At 48.9% G+C, this 23,955-nt stretch carries 18 protein-coding genes; 4 read left to right on the top strand and 14 right to left on the bottom strand.

What is annotated here, in order from left to right; all coding sequences use genetic code 11:
• Positions 1-44: 44 nt before the first annotated feature.
• Positions 45-3,020 (bottom strand): diguanylate cyclase, encoded by a 2,976-nt coding sequence (locus tag MJZ25_02575; protein MCQ2123049.1) that lies wholly within the window; start codon positions 3,018-3,020, stop codon positions 45-47.
• Positions 3,021-3,097: 77 nt separating this feature from the next.
• Positions 3,098-4,444: an MATE family efflux transporter gene (locus MJZ25_02570; protein ID MCQ2123048.1), complete on the bottom strand. Its 1,347-nt coding sequence runs from the start codon at positions 4,442-4,444 to the stop codon at positions 3,098-3,100.
• A 285-nt stretch (positions 4,445-4,729) separates the two neighbouring features.
• Here MJZ25_02570 and MJZ25_02565 point away from each other — a divergent pair, with 285 nt between their 5' ends.
• Complete coding sequence (locus tag MJZ25_02565) at positions 4,730-5,143, top strand: Hsp20/alpha crystallin family protein (GenBank protein MCQ2123047.1); 414 nt, start codon at positions 4,730-4,732, stop codon at positions 5,141-5,143.
• 290 nt (positions 5,144-5,433) lie between these two features.
• Positions 5,434-6,750, top strand: coding sequence for a hypothetical protein (locus MJZ25_02560; GenBank protein MCQ2123046.1), 1,317 nt, complete (start codon positions 5,434-5,436; stop codon positions 6,748-6,750).
• A gap of 203 nt (positions 6,751-6,953) precedes the next feature.
• On the opposite strand, the gene MJZ25_02555 is transcribed toward MJZ25_02560, so the two are convergent.
• The 3 genes from MJZ25_02555 to MJZ25_02545 form a co-directional block, all read right to left on the bottom strand.
• The gene (locus MJZ25_02555; GenBank protein ID MCQ2123045.1) at positions 6,954-7,313 is read right to left on the bottom strand and encodes a winged helix-turn-helix domain-containing protein; all 360 of its coding nucleotides are present in this window, start codon (positions 7,311-7,313) and stop codon (positions 6,954-6,956) included.
• 109 nt (positions 7,314-7,422) lie between these two features.
• A complete protein-coding gene (gene glmM / locus MJZ25_02550) occupies positions 7,423-8,763 on the bottom strand; it encodes a phosphoglucosamine mutase (GenBank protein MCQ2123044.1) in 1,341 nt (446 codons plus the stop codon).
• A gap of 98 nt (positions 8,764-8,861) precedes the next feature.
• Positions 8,862-9,929, bottom strand: coding sequence for an MBL fold metallo-hydrolase (locus tag MJZ25_02545; protein MCQ2123043.1), 1,068 nt, complete (start codon positions 9,927-9,929; stop codon positions 8,862-8,864).
• Positions 9,930-10,029: 100 nt separating this feature from the next.
• On the opposite strand from MJZ25_02545, the gene MJZ25_02540 reads away from it, so the two are divergent.
• Together MJZ25_02540 and MJZ25_02535 are read left to right on the top strand one after the other, a co-directional pair.
• Positions 10,030-10,974, top strand: coding sequence for a bifunctional oligoribonuclease/PAP phosphatase NrnA (locus MJZ25_02540; GenBank protein ID MCQ2123042.1), 945 nt, complete (start codon positions 10,030-10,032; stop codon positions 10,972-10,974).
• Positions 10,975-11,116: 142 nt separating this feature from the next.
• The gene (locus MJZ25_02535) at positions 11,117-12,178 is read left to right on the top strand and encodes a GGDEF domain-containing protein (GenBank protein MCQ2123041.1); all 1,062 of its coding nucleotides are present in this window, start codon (positions 11,117-11,119) and stop codon (positions 12,176-12,178) included.
• Between the two features lie 20 nt (positions 12,179-12,198).
• On the opposite strand, the gene MJZ25_02530 is transcribed toward MJZ25_02535, so the two are convergent.
• From MJZ25_02530 to MJZ25_02490, 9 genes are all read right to left on the bottom strand, one after another.
• Positions 12,199-13,278 carry a tetratricopeptide repeat protein gene (locus tag MJZ25_02530; GenBank protein ID MCQ2123040.1) on the bottom strand — a complete coding sequence of 360 codons (1,080 nt, stop codon included), beginning with the start codon at positions 13,276-13,278 and terminating at the stop codon, positions 12,199-12,201.
• The gene (locus MJZ25_02525; GenBank protein ID MCQ2123039.1) at positions 13,271-13,936 is read right to left on the bottom strand and encodes an energy transducer TonB; all 666 of its coding nucleotides are present in this window, start codon (positions 13,934-13,936) and stop codon (positions 13,271-13,273) included. The genes MJZ25_02530 and MJZ25_02525 overlap by 8 nt, the downstream gene beginning before the upstream one ends.
• Positions 13,936-14,340 carry a biopolymer transporter ExbD gene (locus MJZ25_02520; GenBank protein MCQ2123038.1) on the bottom strand — a complete coding sequence of 135 codons (405 nt, stop codon included), beginning with the start codon at positions 14,338-14,340 and terminating at the stop codon, positions 13,936-13,938. The genes MJZ25_02525 and MJZ25_02520 overlap by 1 nt, the downstream gene beginning before the upstream one ends.
• An 8-nt stretch (positions 14,341-14,348) precedes the next feature.
• Positions 14,349-15,014, bottom strand: coding sequence for a MotA/TolQ/ExbB proton channel family protein (locus MJZ25_02515; protein MCQ2123037.1), 666 nt, complete (start codon positions 15,012-15,014; stop codon positions 14,349-14,351).
• 33 nt (positions 15,015-15,047) lie between these two features.
• Positions 15,048-16,625: a MotA/TolQ/ExbB proton channel family protein gene (locus MJZ25_02510; protein ID MCQ2123036.1), complete on the bottom strand. Its 1,578-nt coding sequence runs from the start codon at positions 16,623-16,625 to the stop codon at positions 15,048-15,050.
• The gene (locus tag MJZ25_02505) at positions 16,625-17,485 is read right to left on the bottom strand and encodes a DUF3450 domain-containing protein (GenBank protein ID MCQ2123035.1); all 861 of its coding nucleotides are present in this window, start codon (positions 17,483-17,485) and stop codon (positions 16,625-16,627) included. The genes MJZ25_02510 and MJZ25_02505 overlap by 1 nt, the downstream gene beginning before the upstream one ends.
• A gap of 15 nt (positions 17,486-17,500) precedes the next feature.
• Positions 17,501-19,063 carry a hypothetical protein gene (locus MJZ25_02500; protein ID MCQ2123034.1) on the bottom strand — a complete coding sequence of 521 codons (1,563 nt, stop codon included), beginning with the start codon at positions 19,061-19,063 and terminating at the stop codon, positions 17,501-17,503.
• Complete coding sequence (locus tag MJZ25_02495; protein MCQ2123033.1) at positions 19,047-21,557, bottom strand: TonB-dependent receptor; 2,511 nt, start codon at positions 21,555-21,557, stop codon at positions 19,047-19,049. Before MJZ25_02495 ends, MJZ25_02500 begins: the two co-directional genes overlap by 17 nt.
• 162 nt (positions 21,558-21,719) lie before the next feature.
• Complete coding sequence (locus MJZ25_02490; protein MCQ2123032.1) at positions 21,720-23,954, bottom strand: caspase family protein; 2,235 nt, start codon at positions 23,952-23,954, stop codon at positions 21,720-21,722.
• Position 23,955 lies beyond the last annotated feature (1 nt).

Below are 23,955 nucleotides of genomic sequence, written 5' to 3'. Positions count from 1 at the left end.
CAAAGCGGCCCTTTTTGTTTAATGCGACTAGGCGTTCTTGCGTCTTAGGAAACAGACAGTCTGGAACGGCCGCCTTCCTTGGACTTGTACAGGCGTTTGTCTGCGCATTCGTAAAGTTCGTTGAAGGAGTTGAGTTCGTCATCTGCAATGACAGCACCCATGGAGAGGCTGGTGGCATTGGGATTCATGGAGAGCACCATGTTTATCTTGTCAAAGATCTGCTGGGCACGCTGGTACATGAATTCGTCAGTGCATTCCTTCGAGAAGAAGAGGGCTGCGGCAAACTCATCACCACCCATACGGCCAGCAATATCATCACGACGTAGTGTTGAGTTCAAAGTCTGCCCCACAAGCGCCAGGAATTCATCACCGGCAACGTGACCGTAGGTATCGTTGTATTCCTTGAAATGGTCCACATCGATCATCAGGAGCATGACCTTAGTCTTGCCCTCAAGCAGCTTGAACTCCGTATCGTTCTTGAAAGCCGGGCGGGTAAGCACACCAGTCAAGGAATCCCTACGGAACGCATTTTCAATTTCACTTTCGCGGCGCTTAGCCTTGTTACGTTCCACGTCAGCCATGACTCGCAGGCTATACGTTGTAGACGCATCTGTCACGATAATTTCGGAACGACCGGCACGGGCTGCCGAGTCATAGAACTGGCGACCCATGCAGAACACATAGATAATGGTTCCGTCCTTACGGACAAGACGATGTTCAAAGAACGCCTGGGGACGCTTTGCAGTTTCTTCCATCACAAGACCCATGTATTCCGTACGGTCTTCTTCGGGGATCAACTGCATGTGGTTCATGTGGCTGTCACGAACTTCATCCGCAGTAAAGCCTGTCAACTTTTCAAAGGCCTTGTCCACGCTTACGATATTGAACTGTTCATCCACCACATAGCGGCTAAAGTTCAAGTTATGGACAGTATGGGTTCTGGAAGGTTCGACACCCTGATTCAATTCTTCGCGAACCAAGGACTGGGCTTCTTCAGAAACCTTCTTGACGGTTTCCGGTTTCTTCGGGAGGCTTTCCAGCAGCTGGATAAATTCAGAAACAATACCCGGATCGAACTGGGAACCTGCACAACGCTTCAATTCGTTGATGGCCACATCCTGAGGCAATGCAGGGCGATAGGCGCGGTCATTTACCATGGCGTCGTAGGCATCCACCACCGCAATCACACGGGAAAGCAGCGGAATGGATTCACGACTCAAGCCATCGGGGTAGCCAGCGCCGTCCCAGCGTTCGTGATGGTGCAAGATCATTTCCGCAATGCCGCAAAGTTCCGTGGAGCTATTTGCAATCTGGTAACCCTTGGTAGCGTGGGAACGGAGCACATCCCATTCCTCGGAAGTGAGCTTGCCCGGCTTATTCAAAATTTCCAAAGGAACACCGATCTTACCGATGTCATGAAGCAGGCAAAGCAAGGAAAGATCACTCTGTTGAACATCGCTAAGGCCGATACGCTTACCGAGGGCGGCACCCATGGCCTGGGTCCTGCGGACGTGTTCCTCGGTATCAGGGTCGCATTCCTGCAGGGCCTGCACCAGGGAATTCAAAATCACGGAATGGCTGGAGCCCTTGTCCAGAAGTTTTTTCTGTTTCAGGCCCTTGATTGCTTCCGCTATACCATCAGAGACATCTACACTACTAGGTACATAATTCGTGGCATATTGAAGCGCCAAATCAAATTCCGCCTTGACCTTTTCAATACTTTCGATAGCAGAGCTCTCGTCCCCCACGACCTGGATAACGATCAAGTTCACATCTTGGCCGCGAACAAAGTAGGAATCCCTGGGAAAATGCTTTCTAAGCAAGTCTGCCAAGACTTTTATCTTCTGGTCACCAAAATGGCGGCCCTTCGTGGAGTTCACAAAGGAAAGTCCCATAATGTCACAAGCAGCGACAACAACAGGAGCACTTCTCTTTTCCTTAGTTTCATCTATGAAGTAGCAGAAGTCGTCCCAGTTGTGGAAACCGGTCAACGGGTCTGTGGCAAGGGTTGCGTTGGAGAAGGTAAACAGGTTACCAATGACCCGTCCACGTTTATTTTTTAAGGTTCTGTATTCACAGCGCAGAGGCTTGTTTTCTCCATTGACTTCAACATAGCACTGTAGCACACAGGATTCCACCTTGGGGTCGATTTCAATGTTGCACAACTTCTTGAAATCTTCGATCTTCATCAATTCAGTCATTTTGACATCAGGCCACTGGCGGTCGGCCATGTCATTATGCAAAATCAATTGGCCTACATAATCAAACAACACCAAGCCCTGGTCGATATTTTCAAAAACACTCATCTTGAACAGTTTCATCATACCCTTGGTGGAATACTGGAAGCAAGCCCAATAGAAAACATACGCGCCAAGGCTATAGCCAAGAATGGAGTAGTCCAGGAAGTTGTAAACAGAAAGACCCGGCAAGAATAGGAAGACGCCATTGATTGCAACGATAGCGACAACGCCAAACACGGCATACAAATACTGCCTCTTGTATTCCAGAGGAACCCTGACCAGCTTATAGATCAAGAAATAGACACAGGTCGCCACCATGGCATAGCAGAATGCCAAATGTGCATAGAACCAGAAGTGCATATCGTAGCTGTACTTGGCAAATTCCGTTGCACGGGGCACATAGCTGACAGCCACTTCCCAGAAGGGGTTGATTGCAAAGAATATAATATCAAGGGCAATGAAGGCGTGAGCAAGTTTAAAGTGGCCCGCACCAACCATGGATTGTTTCAACTTACAAAAGTCACAAACAAATATCACAAGACTGATCAGCATGATGTCTATGCACACAAAGTAGATGCTGGACATGCAGGAGAACACGAAATAGTTGTCGCTGAGGCAGCTGACCAGGTAGCTCAGGTCCACCAGGGCGCAGCCGACGCAGGTGGACCCCAAGGCACGACCCTGGACGCCACCCTTTTTAAAGGACATAGATGCTAAAATGACATCGATGGCGGCAATCACCAAAGATGCAATTATATACTCAACCAAGAAAAGAGACAAAGGGGCCTCCAAAACAAAATCACACACTCAATTGTAAGAGAAATATAAACTTTTTTGGAGTGGGAAGTAGCCCTGGGCTATTTTATATGTGATTTAGGCGACTTTATGGAAAAATAGACAACGGCGCAAATGACCACTGACAGGAAGGAGCCGGTCAAGGTGGCGATACCCATGGGGAAAAGGGTATCCGGATACCAGACGGAGGCGAAATAGGCCCCAGGCACGCGCAGGGTGACAATGGAAATGGCGTTGTGGACGAAGGATATGATGGATCGTCCGCAGGCGCAGAAGTATCCGCTGAAGCAGAAATGGATGCCGGCCACCATGCAATCAAAGACGTAGGCGTGAAGGTACTGGGTGCCGAAAACGATAACCTTGGGGTCTTCCGTGAACAGAGCCAGCACCGGTTCGGAAATGAACTGGAAGAGTATTCCACAGAAAAGGCCGAAGCCTGCGGCGATTCCCATACCGCAGTAGAGGGTTTTGCGGGCGCGGTCGTAGCTTCCGGCGCCGATGTTCTGTGCGCTGACTGCGGAAACCGTGGACAGCATGGCGGACGGGACGAGGAAAAGGAAGCAGATGATCTTTTCCACCACACCGACGGCGGCTGCGATTTCAAGACCGCGGGAGTTTGCGATCAACGTAATGAACAGGAAGGAGACCTGGATGAAGCCATCCTGGGCGGCCACCGGAATGCCGATTTTTGCAATGGCGGCCAGGAGGGCCTTATGAGGCTTGAAATCCTTGCGGGCAAGGCGTACGCCGAAATTCACCCGGCGGGAGTACTTGATGGCCCAAAGGGACAGGGCTACACTGAAAGTCTGGGAGACGATGGTAGCGACAGCGGCCCCCGAGGCGCCCATCTGCAGCCCCCCGATGAAGAGGTAGTCCAACGCAATATTCAGGACGCAGGCTACCGTAATGAAATACATGGGGCTCTTGGTATCGCCAAGCCCGCGGAAGGCTGCGGCAATTACGTTGTAGGCCGTAATGAAAGGAATCCCGAGGAAGCAGATAATCAAATAGTTTACGGTACCTTCCACCGCCTCGGTGGGCGTCGAAAGCAAGGACACGATCTGGGGGCAGAATACCAGCAGCAGCGCCATCAACAAAACCGCCAGAACGCAGAACACGAGGGTCGTGTTACCAAGAATCCTGGAAATGCTCCGGTTGCGCTTTGCCCCCACCGCCTGGCTGATCAGCACCGTGGAGCCCATGGTGAGGCCCACCAGGATCACCGTCACAAAATGCATGACCTGGCTTCCCACGGCAACGGCGGTAATGCCAGCGGCATCCGTAAACTGGCCCACGATAAACAAGTCGGCCATGCCGTAAAGAGTCTGAAGGAAATTGGAAATCAGAAACGGGATGGAAAAGATCCCGATGTTCTTGAGAATACTTCCTTCATATAAGTTGCGCGGCATACCATAAATTTAGAATAAAACAACGGGCTTTGGATATTTTCAAACAATCGCATTATTAAACGCCCCATGTTTCGCAGGTGAAACATCCCGCGTTTCCGAATGAACCACACCCACATCAAGACGATCATGGTTTTCTAAAAATCACGAAAAAATCATTGTTTTCATCATTTTTCAAAGCCATTCCGAAAAGTTGGCACGGGGTTTGCAATAGGTAGGGCGTAAAGCAAAAAACAATGGGCCACGACGAACGCCAAGCCCGCAACTCAAACAAAGAGGTAAAATATTATGATTAACGCAAACGTCATCCCCACCGCATTCTACAGCCTTCAGAACATCATCGACAGCCTGAACAGCATCAACAACGCTGCAACCGAAAAGGCCGACAACGCTGAATGCGTCAAGCGCGAATACACCTACTGCCCCAAGGCTGACTACTACGAAATCGAGAACGGCTTCATGCTGGAAGTGGAACTTCCGGGCGTCAAGAAGGAAGCCCTCGACGTACAGATTGAAAAGAACATCCTTACCGTCAAGGCATCCCGCGAACGTAAGGATAACAAGGTCAACTACGAACGTAGCTTCCGCCTTGCCGAAGACATCGACTTGGAAAACATCCAGGTGTCCCTTGAAAACGGAATCCTCGCATTCACCTTGACCAAGAAACAGCAGGCAGGTGCCCGTAAGTTGAATATCGCATAGTCCCCCTAAACCAAAGGTTAGCGCCACCTCAAAAGCGCAGATTTTCTCCTTTCATCGTACTCCTTAAATACATCAGAGGTTCCGTAGGCGACTACGGAGCCTCTTCTTGTTTTTATTCAGAATCGGGAAAAAAGCACGGGCACAGCAATTTGTAAACGCACGTTTACCAGCCGACTCATTCTTACACAGGTTTACACATTTTAAACAGGCCAAAAGCTCAAAAATAGTGAAAAAACGCCACTTCATGATTATTTTTTCGTCGGAGTTTTGGAAAAAATAAAGGAGTAAAAATGAAAAAGCAATTCGGCATTGCAGGCGCAGTATTACTGGCCTCTGCTATGTTCGTCGCCTGTGGCGATGATACCGGTACAGGTTCCATCAACAACCCCGATATTTCTGCAAACTCTTCTTCCTCCGCAGAAATCTTGGATTTCACCTCCAGCGCAGACGCCCAGGTGCCCGCTTCCAGTGCAGACGTACAGGTTCCGGCGTCAAGTTCCGATATCCAGGCTGCAGCATCTAGCTCTAGCGTTGCCGCACCGACAAGCTCTAGCGCACAAGCTCCCGCAAGTTCCAGCGCAAAGGCTCCGAAGAGTTCTTCCAGTGCAAAGGCTCCTGTCAGTTCCAGCAGCGAAATTGCAGCTCCCTCTAGTTCCAGCGTGGCAGTTCTTGAACCGGGAGAAAAGACCTACAAATTCGGTTACGCTCTAAAGAACAAGCCCCGTCCCAGCGCAGGTTGCGGCAAGAATTCTACCTTGGTGAAGACCAAGAGCGTTGAAAATGGCGATCGCTTTACCATGAACGTAGCCGGCTTGGATCGTGAATATTTCATCACGTTACCCAAGAATTACGACAACAAAAAGCCATACAAGTTGCTCTTCGCCATGCACTGCATGGGCTCCAACGCCGAAGACTTCGTCCACCACTACGCAGACCAGGATCATCCGTCTCCGTACTATGGCCAGCAGAAGTTGGACACCGAAGGAAACTACATCTTCGTTTCTCCCCGCGGCGATACACAGGAATCCGGAGCCATGTGGCAAGCCCCTTGGCGTGGAGGTGACGACAAGGACCACCAGTTCTTCGATCAGCTGCTGACCACCATGGAAGACAACTACTGTATCGATACCTCCCGCGTATTCGTCACCGGCTTTAGCTTCGGTTCCATGTACAGCTACTCCCTGGCAGAAGAATTCCAGGAAAGAGTCCGTGCTGTGGTTACCTACGCTGTGGCAGACTACAACATTTACGAACCCCACAAGAGCGGAACTGAAAAGCAGCTGCCCATCGCCTGGATGAATGTTCACGGCAAGAACGACGGCACCTGCCCCTACAACACCGCCCTCACAAGCGCACTGCCCCGCGTTCTCAAGAAGAACGGTAAGGCTTCCGATGGAGACAGCCAGTTTACTGACGCCAGTTCCGAAAAACCCCAGGAAGTGGGCGGTTCCGGCCATCTCTGCTACGACTTCAAGAACGTTGACGAACGTTTCCCCGTGAAGTGGTGCAGCTGGAATGGCGGCCATCAGTGGACTGCTTACGACAACGGCAACTGGCAGAGCACCTGGGTTCCTGAAGAAGTGCACAAGTTCTTCGAACAGTTCTAGATTTTCTCTCTAGCACACCTTGATCCCTGCGGTTTGCGTCAACGCGCAATATACCCCGCAGGGATTTTTATTTTTTTCGCTTGTTAACCAAATCGTTAACAAACAACCGTCAAAACAAAGAAATTTCGCAATTCTTAGTTAACCAAAACGTTAACAAGCGCTGAAAACAACATTGCGGGCATTCATTTCGTCAAACTTCTTCGTTATACAGCGATCCCCGGAAATTCTAACATTCCCACTTTACCCTTTATTTCACTAGGTTCGACCTCCTTTCTGAAATATTCAACGAATTGCTTAATTTGATTGCGATCCAAAGAATATTTCTTATGAGTCCAACTTGTGGTAGAATGTACAAGGCCAGCCTGTTCCATGATTCTCAAATGCTTGGACAGGGTCCTTAACTTCACATCTTCATCATAGATATCGAGTTCCTGCTGGATTTCGTAGGTATACATATCTCGTTTATTCAGCAAGTTCACAATGCAAAAGCGAGTTAAATCAGCCAATACCTTGCATAAATCAACAACTTCTAAAAAGTTCATTTCGTTACTCAAATCAACCATACATGCCTCGCTTTTTTAGATATTAATACAATGGTTGTTACTTGCATAAGCATAAAAAAATCGACTGCCAAAATATGACAGTCGTCTTTTTTCAAATATTTTTCGTTGATTAAATAAGTTTTTCCACCTTGGAGCAGAGAGCTTCGGCTTCTTCTGCGGTGGGGGCTTCGGCAATCACGCGGATCACAGGTTCGGTATTGCTTGCCCGGACATGGACCCAGGACTTTTCAGAACCAAGCCAGAGGCCGTCGCGTTCATCCATGGTCCAGCCAGCAAATTCGGCCTTGACCTTGGGGAGAATTTCAGCAACGCTCTTGTTGCCAAGTTCAAACTTCTTCTTGGGCATGGCGTAGGACGGATTTTCTGCAACGAACTTTTCCGGACCGCCATCGTGATGTGCCATCCAGCTGAGGACGAGGGCTGCAGCCACCAGGGAGTCGCGACCGTAGTGGAGTGCCGGCAGAATCACACCGCCGTTACCTTCACCACCGATAACGCAACCGTTTTCAATCATCTGGAGGCTAACGTTGATTTCACCCACCTTGGCACGGCTGAATTCGCAACCGTACTTGGCAGCAACATCTTCGTTCATGCGGCTTGTAGACAAGTTAACGCAAACGGAACCCTTCTTCTGGGAAAGGACTTCTTCGGTAGCAATGGCGAGGGTGTATTCTTCACCGATGCTCTGACCGAGACCATCCACGAGAGCGCAGCGGTCTGCGTCCGGGTCAACAGCAAAGCCCACGGCACAGCCGTTTGCCTTTACAGCGGTACGGAGGTCAGTGAGGTTTTCAGGAATAGGTTCTGCACCGCGAGGGAATGTGCCGTTGGGTTCGCAATGGATACGAACCACTTCACAACCCAGCTGTTCCAAGAGACGGGGCACAATGTAGGAGCCAGCGCCATTCACAGCATCCACAGCCACCTTGAACTTCTTGGCTCGAATGGCTTCCACATCCACAAACGGGATCTTCAAGGTTCCATCAATATGAACGCCATCGGCATCGGGGGTCACTTCGTACTTACCCATGGTGCGGTAGTCAGGATAATCGAACTGGTTTGCGTCAGCCAATTCAAAAAGTTTCTTCACGTCATCGGGACCCAGGAAAAGGCCCTTGTTGTTCAGGAACTTCAAAGCATTCCATTCCAACGGATTGTGGCTAGCGGTAATGATAATGCCAGCATCGGCCTTCATTTCGGTGGTAAGAATTTCCACAGAAGGAGTAGTGCTGAGGCCAACGTCAACGACATCCACACCGGCCAGGCGGCATACGCCAGAAACAAACTGCACAATAGCATCACCAGTGGGGCGACTATCACGACCGATTACGATTCGCTTGGCCTTGGTAATTTCAATAAATGCACGAACGTGGCTCTGCAAAACTTGCGGGGTGAGAGTATCGCCAACAATACCGCGGATACCCGAAATAGAACGCATCAATTTAGACATACGTAATCCTTTTTGTTTTTACAGATACAAAATAACAAACTCTCGCAAAAAGAACGCCCCCGTTTTGTCGGGGGTGATATTAAACAATACGTTTCTTTTTATTCCAGGTACACGACCTCGCCCATTTGCGGCATCAGCACCGGCTTGCCGGATTCCTGGGCCGCGCGCTTCGCATTTTCAAGGGGCTCGCGATAATCATGTTTTGAAAGAGCGAAACGGGAATGATGAACAGTCAAGTAACGTTTTGCATTCAGCTCCACCATTTCCTTTCCAAGGTATTCAGGCATCGTGTGCACAAATTCCCAGTCCTTGTTGTACTGACCATTTTCCATAATGGCTAGGTCAATGTCCGTGAACTTTTCTCCTATCATGGCAAAGTGCTTTCCATAGCCAGAGTCACCACCAATCCAAACAGTACGTTTTGGTGTTTTCAGAGCATAGGAACACCAAAGAGTTTTGTTTTGATGCAAATCGCGTCCGGAAAAATGGCGGGCTGGTGTTGCCGTTACTTCAAAGTTCTCAACTCCAAGACTAGACTTATCCCACCAATCCAATTCAATCAGTTTTTCCTTAGGATAGCCCCAGTATTCAAAATGTTCGCCCACACCCAGGCCAAGAATCACCTTGCCCACACGAGCTTCCAATTCCACCACGGCTTCGTAATCCAAATGATCCCAATGGTCATGACTGATCACCAAGTAATCAATATCCGGGAAATCCTTGGGCTTGTAGACATCGGTACCCTTGAACATCTTGTTCACAAAACTTACCGGGGAGCCCGCATAAAGAATCGGGTCCACCAGAAACGTCTTTCCAGATAAATTCATCAAGTAGCTGGAATGGCCAAACCACACAAGCCAATCCTTGTCCTTGGGAAGAGACTTCAAGTCTGTGCGAATAACCTGCAACGAGTCATCGGGAGCCAACTGAACATTGGTGCCATCACCAAACAAGAATTCCTTCCACACTTGAAGTTTGCTTTTTTCATAAACAATATTGACAGTGGAATCCAGACTTTTAAACTGCTTGCCATCGTAATTGGGAGATTGCTTGATTCGCTCTAAGCGTTCACCCTGAGGCAAACGGCCAAAACATTTCTGACTCAAGAAAAGAACACCGGCATTACCCAACGCAAAAATAATCGAGAAAATAATCGCAGTTACCATAAATCACTCACTATTGTTTCCAAGAAAATACAAAAAAAAAAATCCCGGATTATAATGGTCCGCATTTTTTTATCTTTAGGGCGAAAATAAGAAGGTTATTATGACTATAGATGAAATGCTTGGCAAGGCAAAGACTGTCGCCATTTTCGGACACGTTCGCCCCGATGGCGACTGCGCAGGTTCCACCCTGGGAATCTACAACTACATCAAGGACAACTACACGGAAATTGACGTCACCGTATTCATCGAAAAATTCCCTGATAGTTACAAGCTCATCAACGGTGCAGACAAGGTAATTCACGAATATGACGGCCGCGAAGTAGACCTGGCATTTTTGATGGACACACCCTCCTTTGAACGTGTTGGCGCAAACGGTGTGGAATGTTTCAAGAAGGCAAAGTTCACCTGCAACGTTGACCATCACATTAGCAACCCGCAGAACCTTTGCAACGTGAACATTGTGGAGCCCGAAGCAAGTTCTGCCAGCGAAGTTTTGTTCTACCAGCTTGACAAGGAAAAGGTCAGCAAGAACACCGCCAACAGTTTGTACCTGGGCATAGTCCACGACACTGGCGCATTCAAGTTCAGCTGCACCAGCAAGCGCACCATGAACGCCGTAGGCGACTTTATCGACAAGGGTTGCGATTTTGCAAAAATCGTCAACGAAACCTACTACACCCGCACCTACAAGCAAACCCTCATGACGGGTTTTGCCCTTGAAAAGAGCAAGCTTGCCCTGGACGGCAAACTGGTCTATTCCTATGTCACCACCGAAGACATGGAACGTTACGGCGTTCTCCCTGTGGAAATGGGAACCGTCGTAGACACCCTTCGCGAAGTCAGCGGTACCGAAGTCACCGTATTCCTGTACCCCGTCAATGGAAAGTACAAGATCAGCATGCGATCCAACTACTATGTCGATGTCAACGCCGTGGTCAAGGAATTTGGCGGTGGCGGCCACGTACGCGCAGCAGGCGGAGATACCGAACTTGCTCCGGAAGCGGCCATCGAAAAAATCGTGGAACTGGTCAACAAGCAAATCTAAATCCGGCTAAATTGCGGAAAATTGCAGAAAACACCCGAATTTCGGGTGTTTTTCTTGTAAAAACGTGCGAAAACGCAAACTTTTCGCCCTTGTGAAACTTTTTGCAGCCCAAAACGCAATTGTAATGTTATTTTCTACATCAATGAGAATATTGCCAAAAGATATTGATGCACAAGACTTTTACCAGTCCAAGTTCGAATTCTATAGACGCTTTTCTTTTTGGGCTGTCATTTTTGCAGCCGTAGGAACACTTTCCTATTTCGTTTCCGATTGCCAGTTGTTCGGTGGACGCTTCGCCTGGGAAACCCTCCCTGCAAGACTTACGCCCCTTATTCCCATGACAGCCTTTATTCTTCTCAGCAGGAAGACAAAGAATTATAAAATCATGGGGTATGCCACCTACTTCGTGATTCACTGTTGTATTTGGTGTACCATGTGGTCCGTTTACTACCTCCCGGACAAGACCCATTTTTCGGAAGGAAGCATTGTTTTGCAATTGGCGTTCTTTGCTGTGAACTTCGCATTCCCCTGGACAATGGCCGTACCTATGCAAACCCTGCATATCGTCACCATTCTGCTGACGCACCCGTTTATACATTATCCCAACATCGACTTGCTGCTGTCCCTGAACATTCCCTGCTGGGCAGCCATCTGCCTTGCCCACTTCGTAATGCAGAATCTCTACGTCAAGCACTATCAAACTACGAAAAAGCTCCAGTACATTTCCATGTTTGACGCACTCACCGGCGCTCACAGCAGAAACATCACCAAGGATCTTCTCAAGCCCGATTCCACGGAATTCAAGGAAAAGTATCGTCAGCCTCTTTGTGTCGCCATGTTTGACATCGACTTGTTTAAACAGGTGAACGACCAGTACGGCCATGCCAAGGGCGATATCGTCCTCAAGGACTTTGCAAACATCGTCCTGGAATCAAAGACAGATACCGACGTATTTATCCGCTGGGGCGGTGAAGAATTTATCCTCCTCATGCCCAATACAGAGCTGGGCGCAGCAGTGGCCACCGTGGAATCCATCCGCAGGAAGGTACAACACTTTGACCAAGGCATTTGCCCCATTACCATTTCTGCAGGCGTTGCAAAGTACGACGGCAAGGATTACAAGCTTGTGATTGATAGCGCCGATAAGGCTCTTTACACCGCCAAGAACAACGGCAGAAACCAGGTTGTGGCCTACCAGAAATAAGCCACACCGATTTTTATTCTTTAGTCGCGGAGTTCCAAAATTTCTGCTTCAATAGTCTGGTCCGAGGGATAGAAACCTTGGGCCTTTTCTAATATGCGGAGAGCTTCTTCATTACGCTTCTGGGAACGGGCTTCGAAGGCCAGGTTCTTGAAGCCATAAACCGCCTCCTGGCTACCGGACTTGGCGGCCATTTCATAGGCGGATTCGGAGCGTTCCCAGAAATGAGCATCATAGGCAAGATTGCCCAGGAAGATGGCTGCATCTGCAAAATCAGGCTTGATGGAAAGAATATTAGTCAACAAGTCCATGGCAACAAAATTCTTGCCATCTTCTACAAGAACGTCTGCAAGTTTATACATGGTGGCCACGTCATCAGAACGAATGCTAAGCGCCTCTCGGTACGCGCCCGCGCTCTGATCGTAATCCTTATGCAGTCTGTAAACGTCTCCCAGGTAGACAAGGAAATCGGTCTCTTCGGGATGGTTGGCGTAGCCCTCGCGAATCACCGCTACGGCGCGATCAAAGTCGTCCATGGCGATGTTAGCTTCGGAAAGCTGATACACCACACTGATGTCGGATTTGTCCAGCTGGTAAGCCTTTTCAATGGCACGAAGGGCCCCCACCTTGTCGCCCGTACGGGTGTAGGCTTCGCCCAGGAAGAGCCATGCGGAAACATTGTCCGGTTCCAGCTTAAGAGCGCGATGGTATGCGGCTACACATTCCGGATACTGCTTTAGGCGATAATAGACGCTTGCCATATTGAACAGTGCAGGCGAGAACTTTCCGCTGGAGAAATCCACAGCCTTGCGGTAACTGGCGGCAGCCTCGGCATACTGTTCCATTTGATAGTAGCTGTTAGCGATATTGAAACTTACAGCAACAGGATCGGCTCCACGTTCAAGAGCCTTGCGGTAAAGGATTACAGCCTGTTTAAAACGGCCATCGCGGTAAAGTTTATTGGCACGGTCAACAATATCTGCAGCCTGCTGAGCGGCAAATGCCGGTGCAATGGAGAACAGCGTCAAAACAAGTGCAACAAAGAATTGCTTTGATTGCTTCGTCGTTACACTCCTCGCAATGACATCACAAAATCTAGTCATGGAACTTCACCTCGAACGGTTGTTCCATACCGCAGAACGGCACCGCCTTGCCGTCTTTTTCTGCAGGTTCAAAAGTCATTCTCGCAAGAGCTTCCTTACCCGCCTGGGCAAGGCCTGTTCCTGCAGGAGTTTCCTCAATAATACGAATGTCATAGGCGCGGCCACTGGCATCCACACAGAAACTCAGACGAAGCATTGCGTCAATTTCACGATCGCGGATCTGGGCAGGCACCTGGAAGTTTGGCATGCTACGACCACTCGGCTTTTTATCCACTTCGCCATTTTCAGTGCTGAAATTACCACCGCGGAATTCAGCCACAAGTTCTTCGTTGATGGCTGCACCACCAGTACCACCGACAGCACCCAAATTCATTGCCATGCGAGGGCCAGCCTTCGGTGATCGGGAATTGGATTTCTGGCGATTGGGCTTGCGGGAAGGCTTCTTCTTTTCAACCTTCTTTTCCACTTCATCAACTTTCTTCACGGCCACTTCAGTCTTGACAAACTTTTTCTCATGGAACATTTTTCCATTCAAGAACAAGTTGGCCATCGTCACGGAAAACACCAGCAGAAGGCTGCTGCAAACCGCCACGGTAAGCACCGTGAACCGCTTGACGATTTTCAAAATTCCCTTGATGACGGCCTTTACAATAGACATTAATCCGCCTGCGCTGCGATAGAAACTTTCTTTACACCGGACATATTGCAGGCATCAATTACCTGAACAAGTACGCCCGTTTCCGCGCCCTTATCCGCAATCACGACGGCTTCACGATCCGGAGTCTTTGCCAAAGTCTGCTTGAGAATATCCTGAAGGCTAGCCAAGTCCACCTGACGTTCGTTAATATGAATCGTGCCTTCGCGGGTAATGGCAATTAGAATATTTTCCTTTTCCAGCTGGCTTGCACTCTGGGCTTCCGGCTTGGTCACGTCCACACCAGTTTCACGGGTAAAGCTGGAGGTCACCACAAAGAAGATAAGCAAGATGAACACGATGTCCATCAGCGGGCCCATATCGATGCCCATATCTTTCTGCTTGCGTTGCGGTAAGTTAAAATTCATTTTTTCCTCTAGTTCATCGGCGGGCGATTGGAGATATAGTTTTCTATAACCGTTGCGCCCAGCTGCAATTGCTGAGACAAAATATCAATACGTTCATCAAGGCGCTGTTTCAAAAGAGTCAACGGGAAAGCCACCAAAAGTCCACTCTGGGTAGAAATCAAGGCTTCAGAAATACCGTCTGCCATCAAGACCGGATTCTGGTTTCCGTACAAGGTAATCACATCAAAGGTGGAGACCATGCCTGTCACCGTTCCCAAAAGACCCAAGAGCGGCGCCGCAGCAGCCATCATAGATACAATGTGGTTTCCCTGCTGCATGTAGCGCAAAGTCTTGATCATGCGCACCTGCATATAGTCTTCATATTCGGCAGGAGTTTCAATAGCAACTTTCAAAGCCAAGTGCAATTCGCGAGCGAGAATACCGCCGCGTTTCTTGAGGCGTCCGCGAGCTGTTCTCGCGCGACCGCTGGTACTATTTTCCAAATCCTTACGGAGGCGTTCCACTACCTTGCCGGAATCCTTGCGGAAATAGTCCCTACCGATGCGGAACCAAGCGCTGTACAGGAAATAGAAACCGATAACACCGCACAAAAGGATAGGCAGCATCACCACACCGCCGGCCTCGTAGGTGTTCTGCATCGCTTCTATGAATACGTACAGGTTATTGTCCATCATATTTTATCGGTTTATTTCGTCGCGATTTGTGGTTTAGCTCTTTGGGAAAATCTTGTTCAAAAGTGCGGTACTCTGAACATAAAGTTCGCTGGTGACCTTTTCAATCTTTTCGCTCAAGAGGCCATGAAGGATCATCACCGGGATTGCAATAATCAAACCAGTTTCCGTAGTGACCAGGGCTTCGGAAATACCGCCAGCAAGAACGCGAGCGTCATTGGTGCCCACTTCGGTAATCACCGTGAACAAGGTGATAATACCAGTCACCGTACCAAGCAAGCCAAGAAGCGGAGCAATGGAGCCCATGGCGGCAAGCAAGCCCATGCGACGTTCCAGTTTCGGCTGTTCTCGGAGCAATGCTTCCTGCAGGGACTTTTCAGCAGAGTCACGACCGTCCTTGGCCTTGTTCAGAACGGCAAAGAGGACCATGGAAAGGCCTGTGTCGCGTTTGAGACAAAGGTTTGCGGCTTCCTCAAATTTACCCTCAGCGACAAACTTGTCAATCTTCTTGACGAAACGACGGCCGACGCGTCCGCGGAACATCAACACAAGGAAACGTTCCAGGCAGAGGAGCAATGCGAACAATGCGCACAGCATCAACGGATACATCACAATACCGCCCTTCTTGAAGAAGGCCTGCAGTTCCTGCTGCCAGGTGAGTTCCTCTACATCGGAAATGGAATTCTTTACGGCCTTGTTCTGCAAGACATCCAGAGGAATCGTTACAGAGGATGCGGTAGGAGCTTCGCTCACAGCCTTGCTGATAGAAGCGGACATATCCTGGGGCAATGTGGTGGTCCATTCGAAGATCTTACCCTGCAGTGCGCCGGAACGAATCAAGGCCTGAACTTCCCCATTGTCAGTAGCAACTTCACCAAGGAAAACAGTACCCAAACGCAAACGGTTCACGTTCACATCAGGGCGAGTTCCCACCTGGGAAATCTCCTTGCCCGCAGACTGGGTATAAGTCAGCTGATGACGCAGCAGCAAGTCTTCAAGATAAGTGCGTGCCACGGCAACCGTGTTGGGGTTCTTCTTGTCGGATTCATCCTGAGCCTTCTTCAAGGAAAGAAGACGGTTATTCATTCCCACAGGATAGTCACCGGTAATTTCACCCAAGATTTTTTCCAAGGAAAGCTTCACCTGGGTATGCAAGGCATCGTAGCCGGATTCATCGGACTTTGCCTTTTCTTCAGCGTCGGTAGTCACGTCCTTACTGGCCATCACTTCTTCGTTGACGCGGCCGAGGTCTGTAGAAAGCTTGGAATAGCGACCATCAAGTTCACGAGTTTCCACCTGATGCTCTTCGGTCAGCTTGGTTTCGTTATAACGCTTGCGCCAATGTTCTGCTTCCAGCTTTTCAAGGGAATCAGCCTTCTGCAAACGCATACGGGTAAGAGCGTCCACTTCACGCTGCAAGTTCTTGAATTCTTCGCGCTTCAGGGAGTCCCTAATCTGAGCCTGCTTTTCCGCCTCGTCTTTCTTGTTATCAGACCAGGGCCATGCAAACGCACTAGGAGCCACAAGCGTGATGACAAGGAACATAAAGGCAACGACGCTTCGATTGCCACGGCTCTGCGAGCCTCGCAATGACTTTTCAATAAACTTCTTCATTATTCATTCCCTCCCGTCACAGAAAGGCTTACAGGCAAGGTTACCATCTGAGGAGGTTTCTTAGCCTGCTTCACATCCAAAGCAAAACGGACTGCTTCACGTTCTGCCAAAGTCAAGTCTTCATTCCATTCATAAACGATCTTGGCTTCGGTCTTGCCATCTGCGGAACCACCTTCCAGCTTGCGGACAAGGGCTCCGTAAACAGTTCCGTTTTCATCGCTATAAACCATCCACTGATTTCCAATGCGCAAAATCTGTGCATTAATCAATTCGCCATTCTTACGAGTCAGCGGGGAATTGATGATGGCCACTTCGTCACCAAAACGGGTTTCTTCGGCAATCAAGGATTTCAAGCGGGAGAAAGCTTCTTCTTCGGAAGCATTGCCGCTTTCAATATCTCGGGTCAAGGACTTTGCACGATCCAGGCGGGTTTCGCGATCCCAGGGCAAAGTCTGTTCAATCTGTTTTTCAAACTGCTTGCTGATAAGAGCCAGCATGGTGCTCAAGGCCTTACGTTTGGCCTTCACATTATCGCTACGGTTCTTGGCGCGAGCTTGTTTGTTGCGTTCGTCCTGCAGCTGGGCGGCCACATTACGAATCTTTTCATTCAAGGAATCGATTTCTGCGGTACGGCGACTTTTGTCAGCCTTGTAGCGGTTCACCAAAGTCTTATAGCGGTTATCATCCGCCCTCAACATGGAATCCGTTGCAGAAATCTGCTTGGAAAGTTTCTGGATGTCGGAATTCAGCTTTTCCTTTTCCAACTTCAAATCCTTGATATCGGATTCTACATCGGCAAAGGCGAAGGCCGACAACAACAGAACCATCAAAGTAAAAAATATGGTTTTCTTCTTAATCATATTCTTGTTCCATCCTTAAAGTCTTGCGCATTGTTTGTCATCAGGATGTTCATCACACCAATTACCCACAACGCGATCTAAAATACTTGATTTCATCTTTTCAATGATATAGCGGCTCACCAGGCCAGTTCCGCACTGAGGATATTCCAACATATCCCAATCGCGATCAGAACACCATTGCCACAAATATTTCTTGCAGTAGTTCTTTTCCGGGGCAACCTGACAATCGTTATAAATATCATCGCACTTGGCAAGGGAATTGTTCTTGAAATTGTTGGCGACACAATAGCGTTTCAGCCCATCGGCGTAAGCCTCGTCCTTCTTTTCCTGTGCCAAGGTATCTGGCAAGAAAAGGGACCACTTGTTGGTATCCAGGGACATGGCAAGTTTTACGGCCATGGGATAGCACATGCCCATTTCCTGATTCACCTCATACTTGTAGCCGCACCCTTCAAAGCATTGAACGGTATCGATGCATACGCTTTCACCTAAAAGGCGGCAGGCCTTGGAACTTACACTGTCCGGGTCGTAGGAGGTATTGGCACAGTTGACCTTCTGTATATGGTCAAAGGGAACATAGTCCTCCGCAGTCACCTCCATCAGCAAGGAATCCTTAAACATTCCGCTAAACACGCCCATGCCGTTTTCAACATTGGACTTGGGTTTTATACGGGGATCGTCAAGAGCCTGGAGAACCGTATTCCTGTAATCGGAATAGGCCTGGTCCGTAGCATAGAACCGAATCACCATTTCGCCAATAGGAGTGGTCATCCCGGTAAATTCGAAGGTGTCCAAAGTATTCAAGCCACCAACAGACATACGGGTGGTATAGCCAAGGCTGGTCTCATTGTAGTTAGGGGAAATCAACGAAATACCAGTATATCCCAGGGAGTCGGGTTCCACAAGGCTTCCCATCATTCCGTTGATGGTATTGTTCATGGATTCGCCGCCTTCCTTGTTGTCGTAACCCATGGTTGTCAGGACACCACGAACACTTTCGTCAAAATCCAGAGGTATCTTGTAACTCAATACATCAAAAGGGAAATCCAGATGCTTGAAGGATTGTCTTTTGTAATCATTGGGAACAAAGGTAGGCTTACCCATGCTGGGCGGAACAATACCCTTGGCTTTCAACTTAGTGGGAATTTTTGCAACGGCCTTGAACTCGCTTTCCACCGTATGACCGGCACTATCCCACTTGAAGAATGCTTTCAGCGTGTAGCTTTCACCAGGAATTCCGGTGCTTGAAACATAGGTGTGGAAACAGTTGGGTTTACTATACCGATCCACGGGTCCCATATCCACTTCCGTTTTTCCATCGCTGAACTTTCCAGAAATGGTCACGTTGGCGCTATCATAGAAGGCGAAGTTTTCCGCAGAACTTTCGTCTAACTTATACACCTTGGAGAAGCACACATAGGGAGATTCGTCCGCCACGATATAGCCGTAAGTATAAATGCCCTGGTAAACAGCAGTTTCTTCCGGATAGTAGCTCCACGGTCCCTGGAAATCACAGGACGCAAGCATCAAAGCCAACAGCGACAGCAAGCGCACAATCTTTTTAGAAGCAGTACTCATAGTTCACCATCACAGGCAAAAAGGGGAACTGACTCATAGTCTTATACTCAGGCGGGTTCTTGCTAGTATCGTAGTAGGAATAGAACATGTTCTCATGGTCCGTCAAGTTGATAATGGACCAACTCAGGTTCCACTTGTTTTCACGGCCCATGTCAATAGCCTTCACGTCAATACGGAAATAGTCTGTCTGTCGGCCGGCATTACGGGAACCGGGTACCACCTGGACCTTTTCAGAATAACGCTTGTCCACAAAATCCTGTTCGTAGAAATAACCCAGGTATTCACTGATTGGCATACCGGCGGAATACTTCAGCACCACAGAGGAACGTAAGTAGAATCCGTTTTTCTTGTTGGACCAAATTCCATCTTCGCCCTTCCAGTTAATGCCCAAATCAGCCTTGATGGCATAGGGCTGATGCCAGTTGGGGAAATAAGCCTTGCTGCCGTCATTGCTCTTCAATACGCTAAGACTTTGGCTCCAGTTGATGCCTCCAAAGATGGAGCCCTTTTCGCGACGGAAGGAAAGTTCATAACCCAAGGAGTAACCTTCCGCCGTACCAAAGTAATCTGCCAGCAGGAAATCCGCAGCGGAAGTTTCTTCCGTAGAATCCTGGCTCATGACGTAGGTATTCAAGTTGTTCTGAGTCTTGAAATAGGCACCAGCAATAAAGTCGAACTGATCCTTGATTTGTGCCTGCTTATATTCCACCGCAAAGAGGTTGGAGCTGGCAGGTTTCAAGTGCTTACCCTTGGACGTTGTTACGGAGGGATAGTAGAATTCATTAAGGGATTCACCATCACTGAACATAATGGAGTTCATGTACTGCAGGTAATGACCGCCATACAATTCCAAAGTCTTTCGATCATCCAGGTTCCAAACCAACGAGAAACGAGGTTCGACACCGAAATCCTTGGAAAGGGTCTGGTAGTTCAGGCGGAGGCCGTAAGTCAACAGAAGATTGTCATTGATGCGCCAGGCATCTTGGCCATAAAGTACATGGTGGAAGGGTTGCTGGGTGTCCGCCACCTTCATGGTGGAAATGTATTCGTAGAACTTGTCCCAGTCGTATTCCAGTTCGTAGCCAGCCGTAATGGTGTGGTTCGTGACGCCACGGAAATTCAACCACTGCTTTGCCGCCCAGGTATAAATATCCTGACCAAGATTGATCATATCCGTCAGCTTCATGGTTTGATAGAAACGGCTAAAGAAAAGAGTGGCGTTATAGTCCCAATCCGCATTGAAACGATGGGAGAAATTAATCGGCAAGGCTACGTTACCCCAGTCCACATACAAGGGGTCAAAGGAAAGTTCATCCTGACCTACATAGAAACCCACTTTTACACGGGTATCCTTGGAGAAGTCGTAGATAAATTCACCCTGCAGGTCCGTAAATTCATAATCAATGGCCAAGTCCAAAATACCCAGAACTCGGAACAAGTCCAACATGTAGCCGATGTAAGTGGTACGGCCAGCCACAACCCAGCGGGCATTGCCCTTGTGGCCTTCGGTATGGAGCTGGGCAGCGAAGGTACTGATCTTGATACTGGACTTGCTGAACCATTCCTCTACAGAATCCTGACCACCGGCGCGGCCATCCATCTTGAGCACAGAACTGAGGCGGTTGCCGTACTGGGCCGGAAACCCGCTCTTGTAGAACTGAACTTCGTCAATGGTTTCCACCAGGAAGGTACTGAACAATCCGAAGAAATGGGTGGGAGAATAGACTACAGCATTATCGTACAGGAACAAGTTCTGGTCGGCGGCACCGCCACGTACGTAAATCTTGGTACTGAAATCGGAACTGGCCACCACACCGGGGAGCTGCTGGATACTGCGGATCACATCGGCTTCACCCAGGCTAGGCATACGCTTGATACTCTTGGTGCTGACAACAGATTCACCGGCAGTGCGCTTGGGGCGACGACGCAACTGCACCACCACCTTTTTCATTTCGGTAACCTTGCCGTTATTGCCAGCAGCGAGGAGAGCGTCAACGTCAACATCCTCAGATTTTTTCGCAGCATCAGCAGACTGTTCACCATTGTCCGCGCCATCACCGGCATTGTCATTGCGAGGCGCAGCCGTGGCAATCGAAGCCGACCCTTCCGAGGAATCCACTGCGCTAGAATCGGTCAACCCCGCATCGCCAAGCACATGACTAAAGACAGAATCCTTCCCCAGGTACACCAGTTCGTAGCATTTTTCCTTTTCTGCACCGCTGGTATCGGAGTTGGTGACGCAAACATTCCACAAAGTATCTTCAGGAAGAACTACGGAGAAGGAGGCACCTACGGTTGTTTCCACCGCTTCGCCCGATTCAAGAATTTCAACGTAAAGTTTTTCGCCTGCGGCGAAAGCGGTGTCCTGAACCACACCATTAAAGAGAATACCCTTCGGGCCCGCTTGAGCCAGCGAGTCACTTGTTGCATTTTGCGCAGCCGTCCAAACCGGGAGCAAAAGCAGCATAAAGAGGCTTGTCAGTAGTCTTTTCAAATTCTCTCTATTCCTATGCTCCAAATGTAGAAAATAACACCCATTCAATACAACAGTATAACACCTTGGCAACTAGAAAATGTCACCTAAAATTCAAAAAATCTGCCAAACTAGCGTCGGCAGACTTCCTTAGTTTATAATGAAAACTTTATTTACAATTTTTTAGAAACGTCCAAAAGTGAAACCAGCAAATACCCCGGGCCAAGCTCTCACTTTTCGATCCTTCACTTCGAAGTTTCCATGCCATTCACCACGAGGTTCCAACTGGATTTCGCTAGTGTAACCTTCGGTCACCACATTCATGGAAAAACCACTGGTCATACCGAATCCCTTGACGAATTCATAAGTTCCGTGAAGACGCAAGCGATGATGGAATGAAGTTTCACCCTTCACATAATCCAAGGAATTTCTCTTGAAATGTTTATCCTCAATTTCAAAAGTATTCAGGAATGTGTAATCCAAACTGAGGTGAGTTCCGTAGCGTCCAAACTGAGTACCCAAACCTAAACCAGACAGGAAACGGTCTTCATATTCAAATTTCTTTTTCCGATCCAAAAGACGACCAAATTCAAAACTGGTATAGAAGGCTGCGGTACCCAACTTCAGGTCTATAGATGTGTTACCCATTTCATCGACACCCATGGTGGTAGACCATACACCGTTGCCCACAAAGTTGAACAAACCGATAGGAGTCTTTTCACAGTGGCCACAGACATTGAACACGCCAATCTGGCGACCCTTAACCTTGCCACCGATATTGAATACGCCAATCTGAGCCGTATTCAAGTGAGCGTTCGCATTAATCACACCCACAGCCACATCCGTGTAATCAGAAATATTTCCTACACCAAGCTGTACATTGGACTTTGCAGCAAAATTCATTTCGGCCAACTGGAATGTAGCATCCTTAGCTACGTTGACACCCGTAGAAATCTGACCACCGCTCATTCCCCTGGCAACGTTTGCACCAGCAGACACCTGAATACCAGAAATATCCTTGGCTACGTTAATGCCCGTAGAAATCTGGGTTCCAGCGAATTCCTTTCGAGCGATATTGGCAATAAGGCTCACCTGGGTGCCAATCATATTTTCACGAGCATCAGTCACGAAAAATCCAATCTGTACACCCTTACGCGGGTTCTTTTCATGATCCACGGCGTTGAAAGTCACCTTAGTTCTTCCATAGCGATCCAGGGAATCCATGGAGGAACCTTCTTCGAAGAGTGCATTGCTATCAGCAGGAGCGGAGCCACGAGAAACAGTCTTTTCAGCAGAGGCAACCTTAAACTGATAGCCACCCAACTTTTCGCGTTTGCCTTCGGCCAGCACTATAGAAGCTTCCTTGAATTCTGCCGGGCGTTCCAGGCGAATAGTGTACTTGCCGGCAGGAAGGCCCAAACTCATGGCATGGCCAGACTTCTTATTCAATTCCGCAAGCAGTTCGCCGTGAGCGTCGCGGATGAACAGGCGACCGTCAACGTTTTCGTCAAGATCCAGGCCTGCGCTGGTGCTGCGCAAATCGGTCATCACCACGTCGCCAGTGCCAGCCAGATTCATATCGCGGCTAGGATGCTGGGCGCCGCCCATGGTAGCTTCTGTCTTTTGCAAAGTCTCGTTAAAGGCAAACTGGTAGGCTTCGGACAGAGTCACTTTTCCGTCACCACTGGCATCGCCAGCGCCTCGGAGGCCGCTGACCAGAGAATGTGTGAAGAAGCTTCCGCGAAGCTTATCGCTTTCCTGGCTGGATTCGTCTTGAGTGCTGCTGGTGATAAAAGCATAGCCACGCATATCGCTGCTCTGGTCCACCATGAAGGCAGGGACTGCAACGCCGCCCTTGGCGCGAGTAATAGCGCCGGAACCGCAGGCATCGATCACAGCAATTTTCACGTCGGCGCCCAATTCGTCTACACGCTTACGCAGTGCAGTCCAGGGGTACACCTCGTTACCCAGGCGCAGGCCCTTTTCATCGGCGTGACCGCTGTAGTAAACCAGCACTTCATCGCGACCGCTCTGGCCCTTCTTCAGATTAATGATCTTATCGAGATTGTCAAAATGATTTTCCAGGTAGCTAACGCTAGGTTCCTGCACCAGGAAAATGTTATTGCGGGGAACCCCACCCATTTCCTTAAGCACTGCGGCGAAAGCCTTGGCATCGCTTTCAGCATAACGAAGCATGGGGCGACCCTTACCACCATTGTTAGCGCTAATGGCAATGACATAACGGTCAATGGATTTTTCCACATCAGGCACCGCATTACCCGCAGAACCTGTAGCAGCATGAGCGTTGGTCACCATGGCAAAGAGCATGACAAAAGCCAGAATAGAAAGGCAAACCATGCTAGTCCACGGGCTAGATTCCATGACGTGATCAAAAACCTTACTCAAAGTCTTATTCATT

This window comes from Fibrobacter sp. (genome assembly GCA_024399065.1).
Taxonomy (GTDB): Bacteria; Fibrobacterota; Fibrobacteria; order Fibrobacterales; family Fibrobacteraceae; genus Fibrobacter.
The sequence above is the reverse complement of the archived record's forward strand: the minus strand, read 5'-3'. Positions and strand labels throughout refer to the sequence as shown.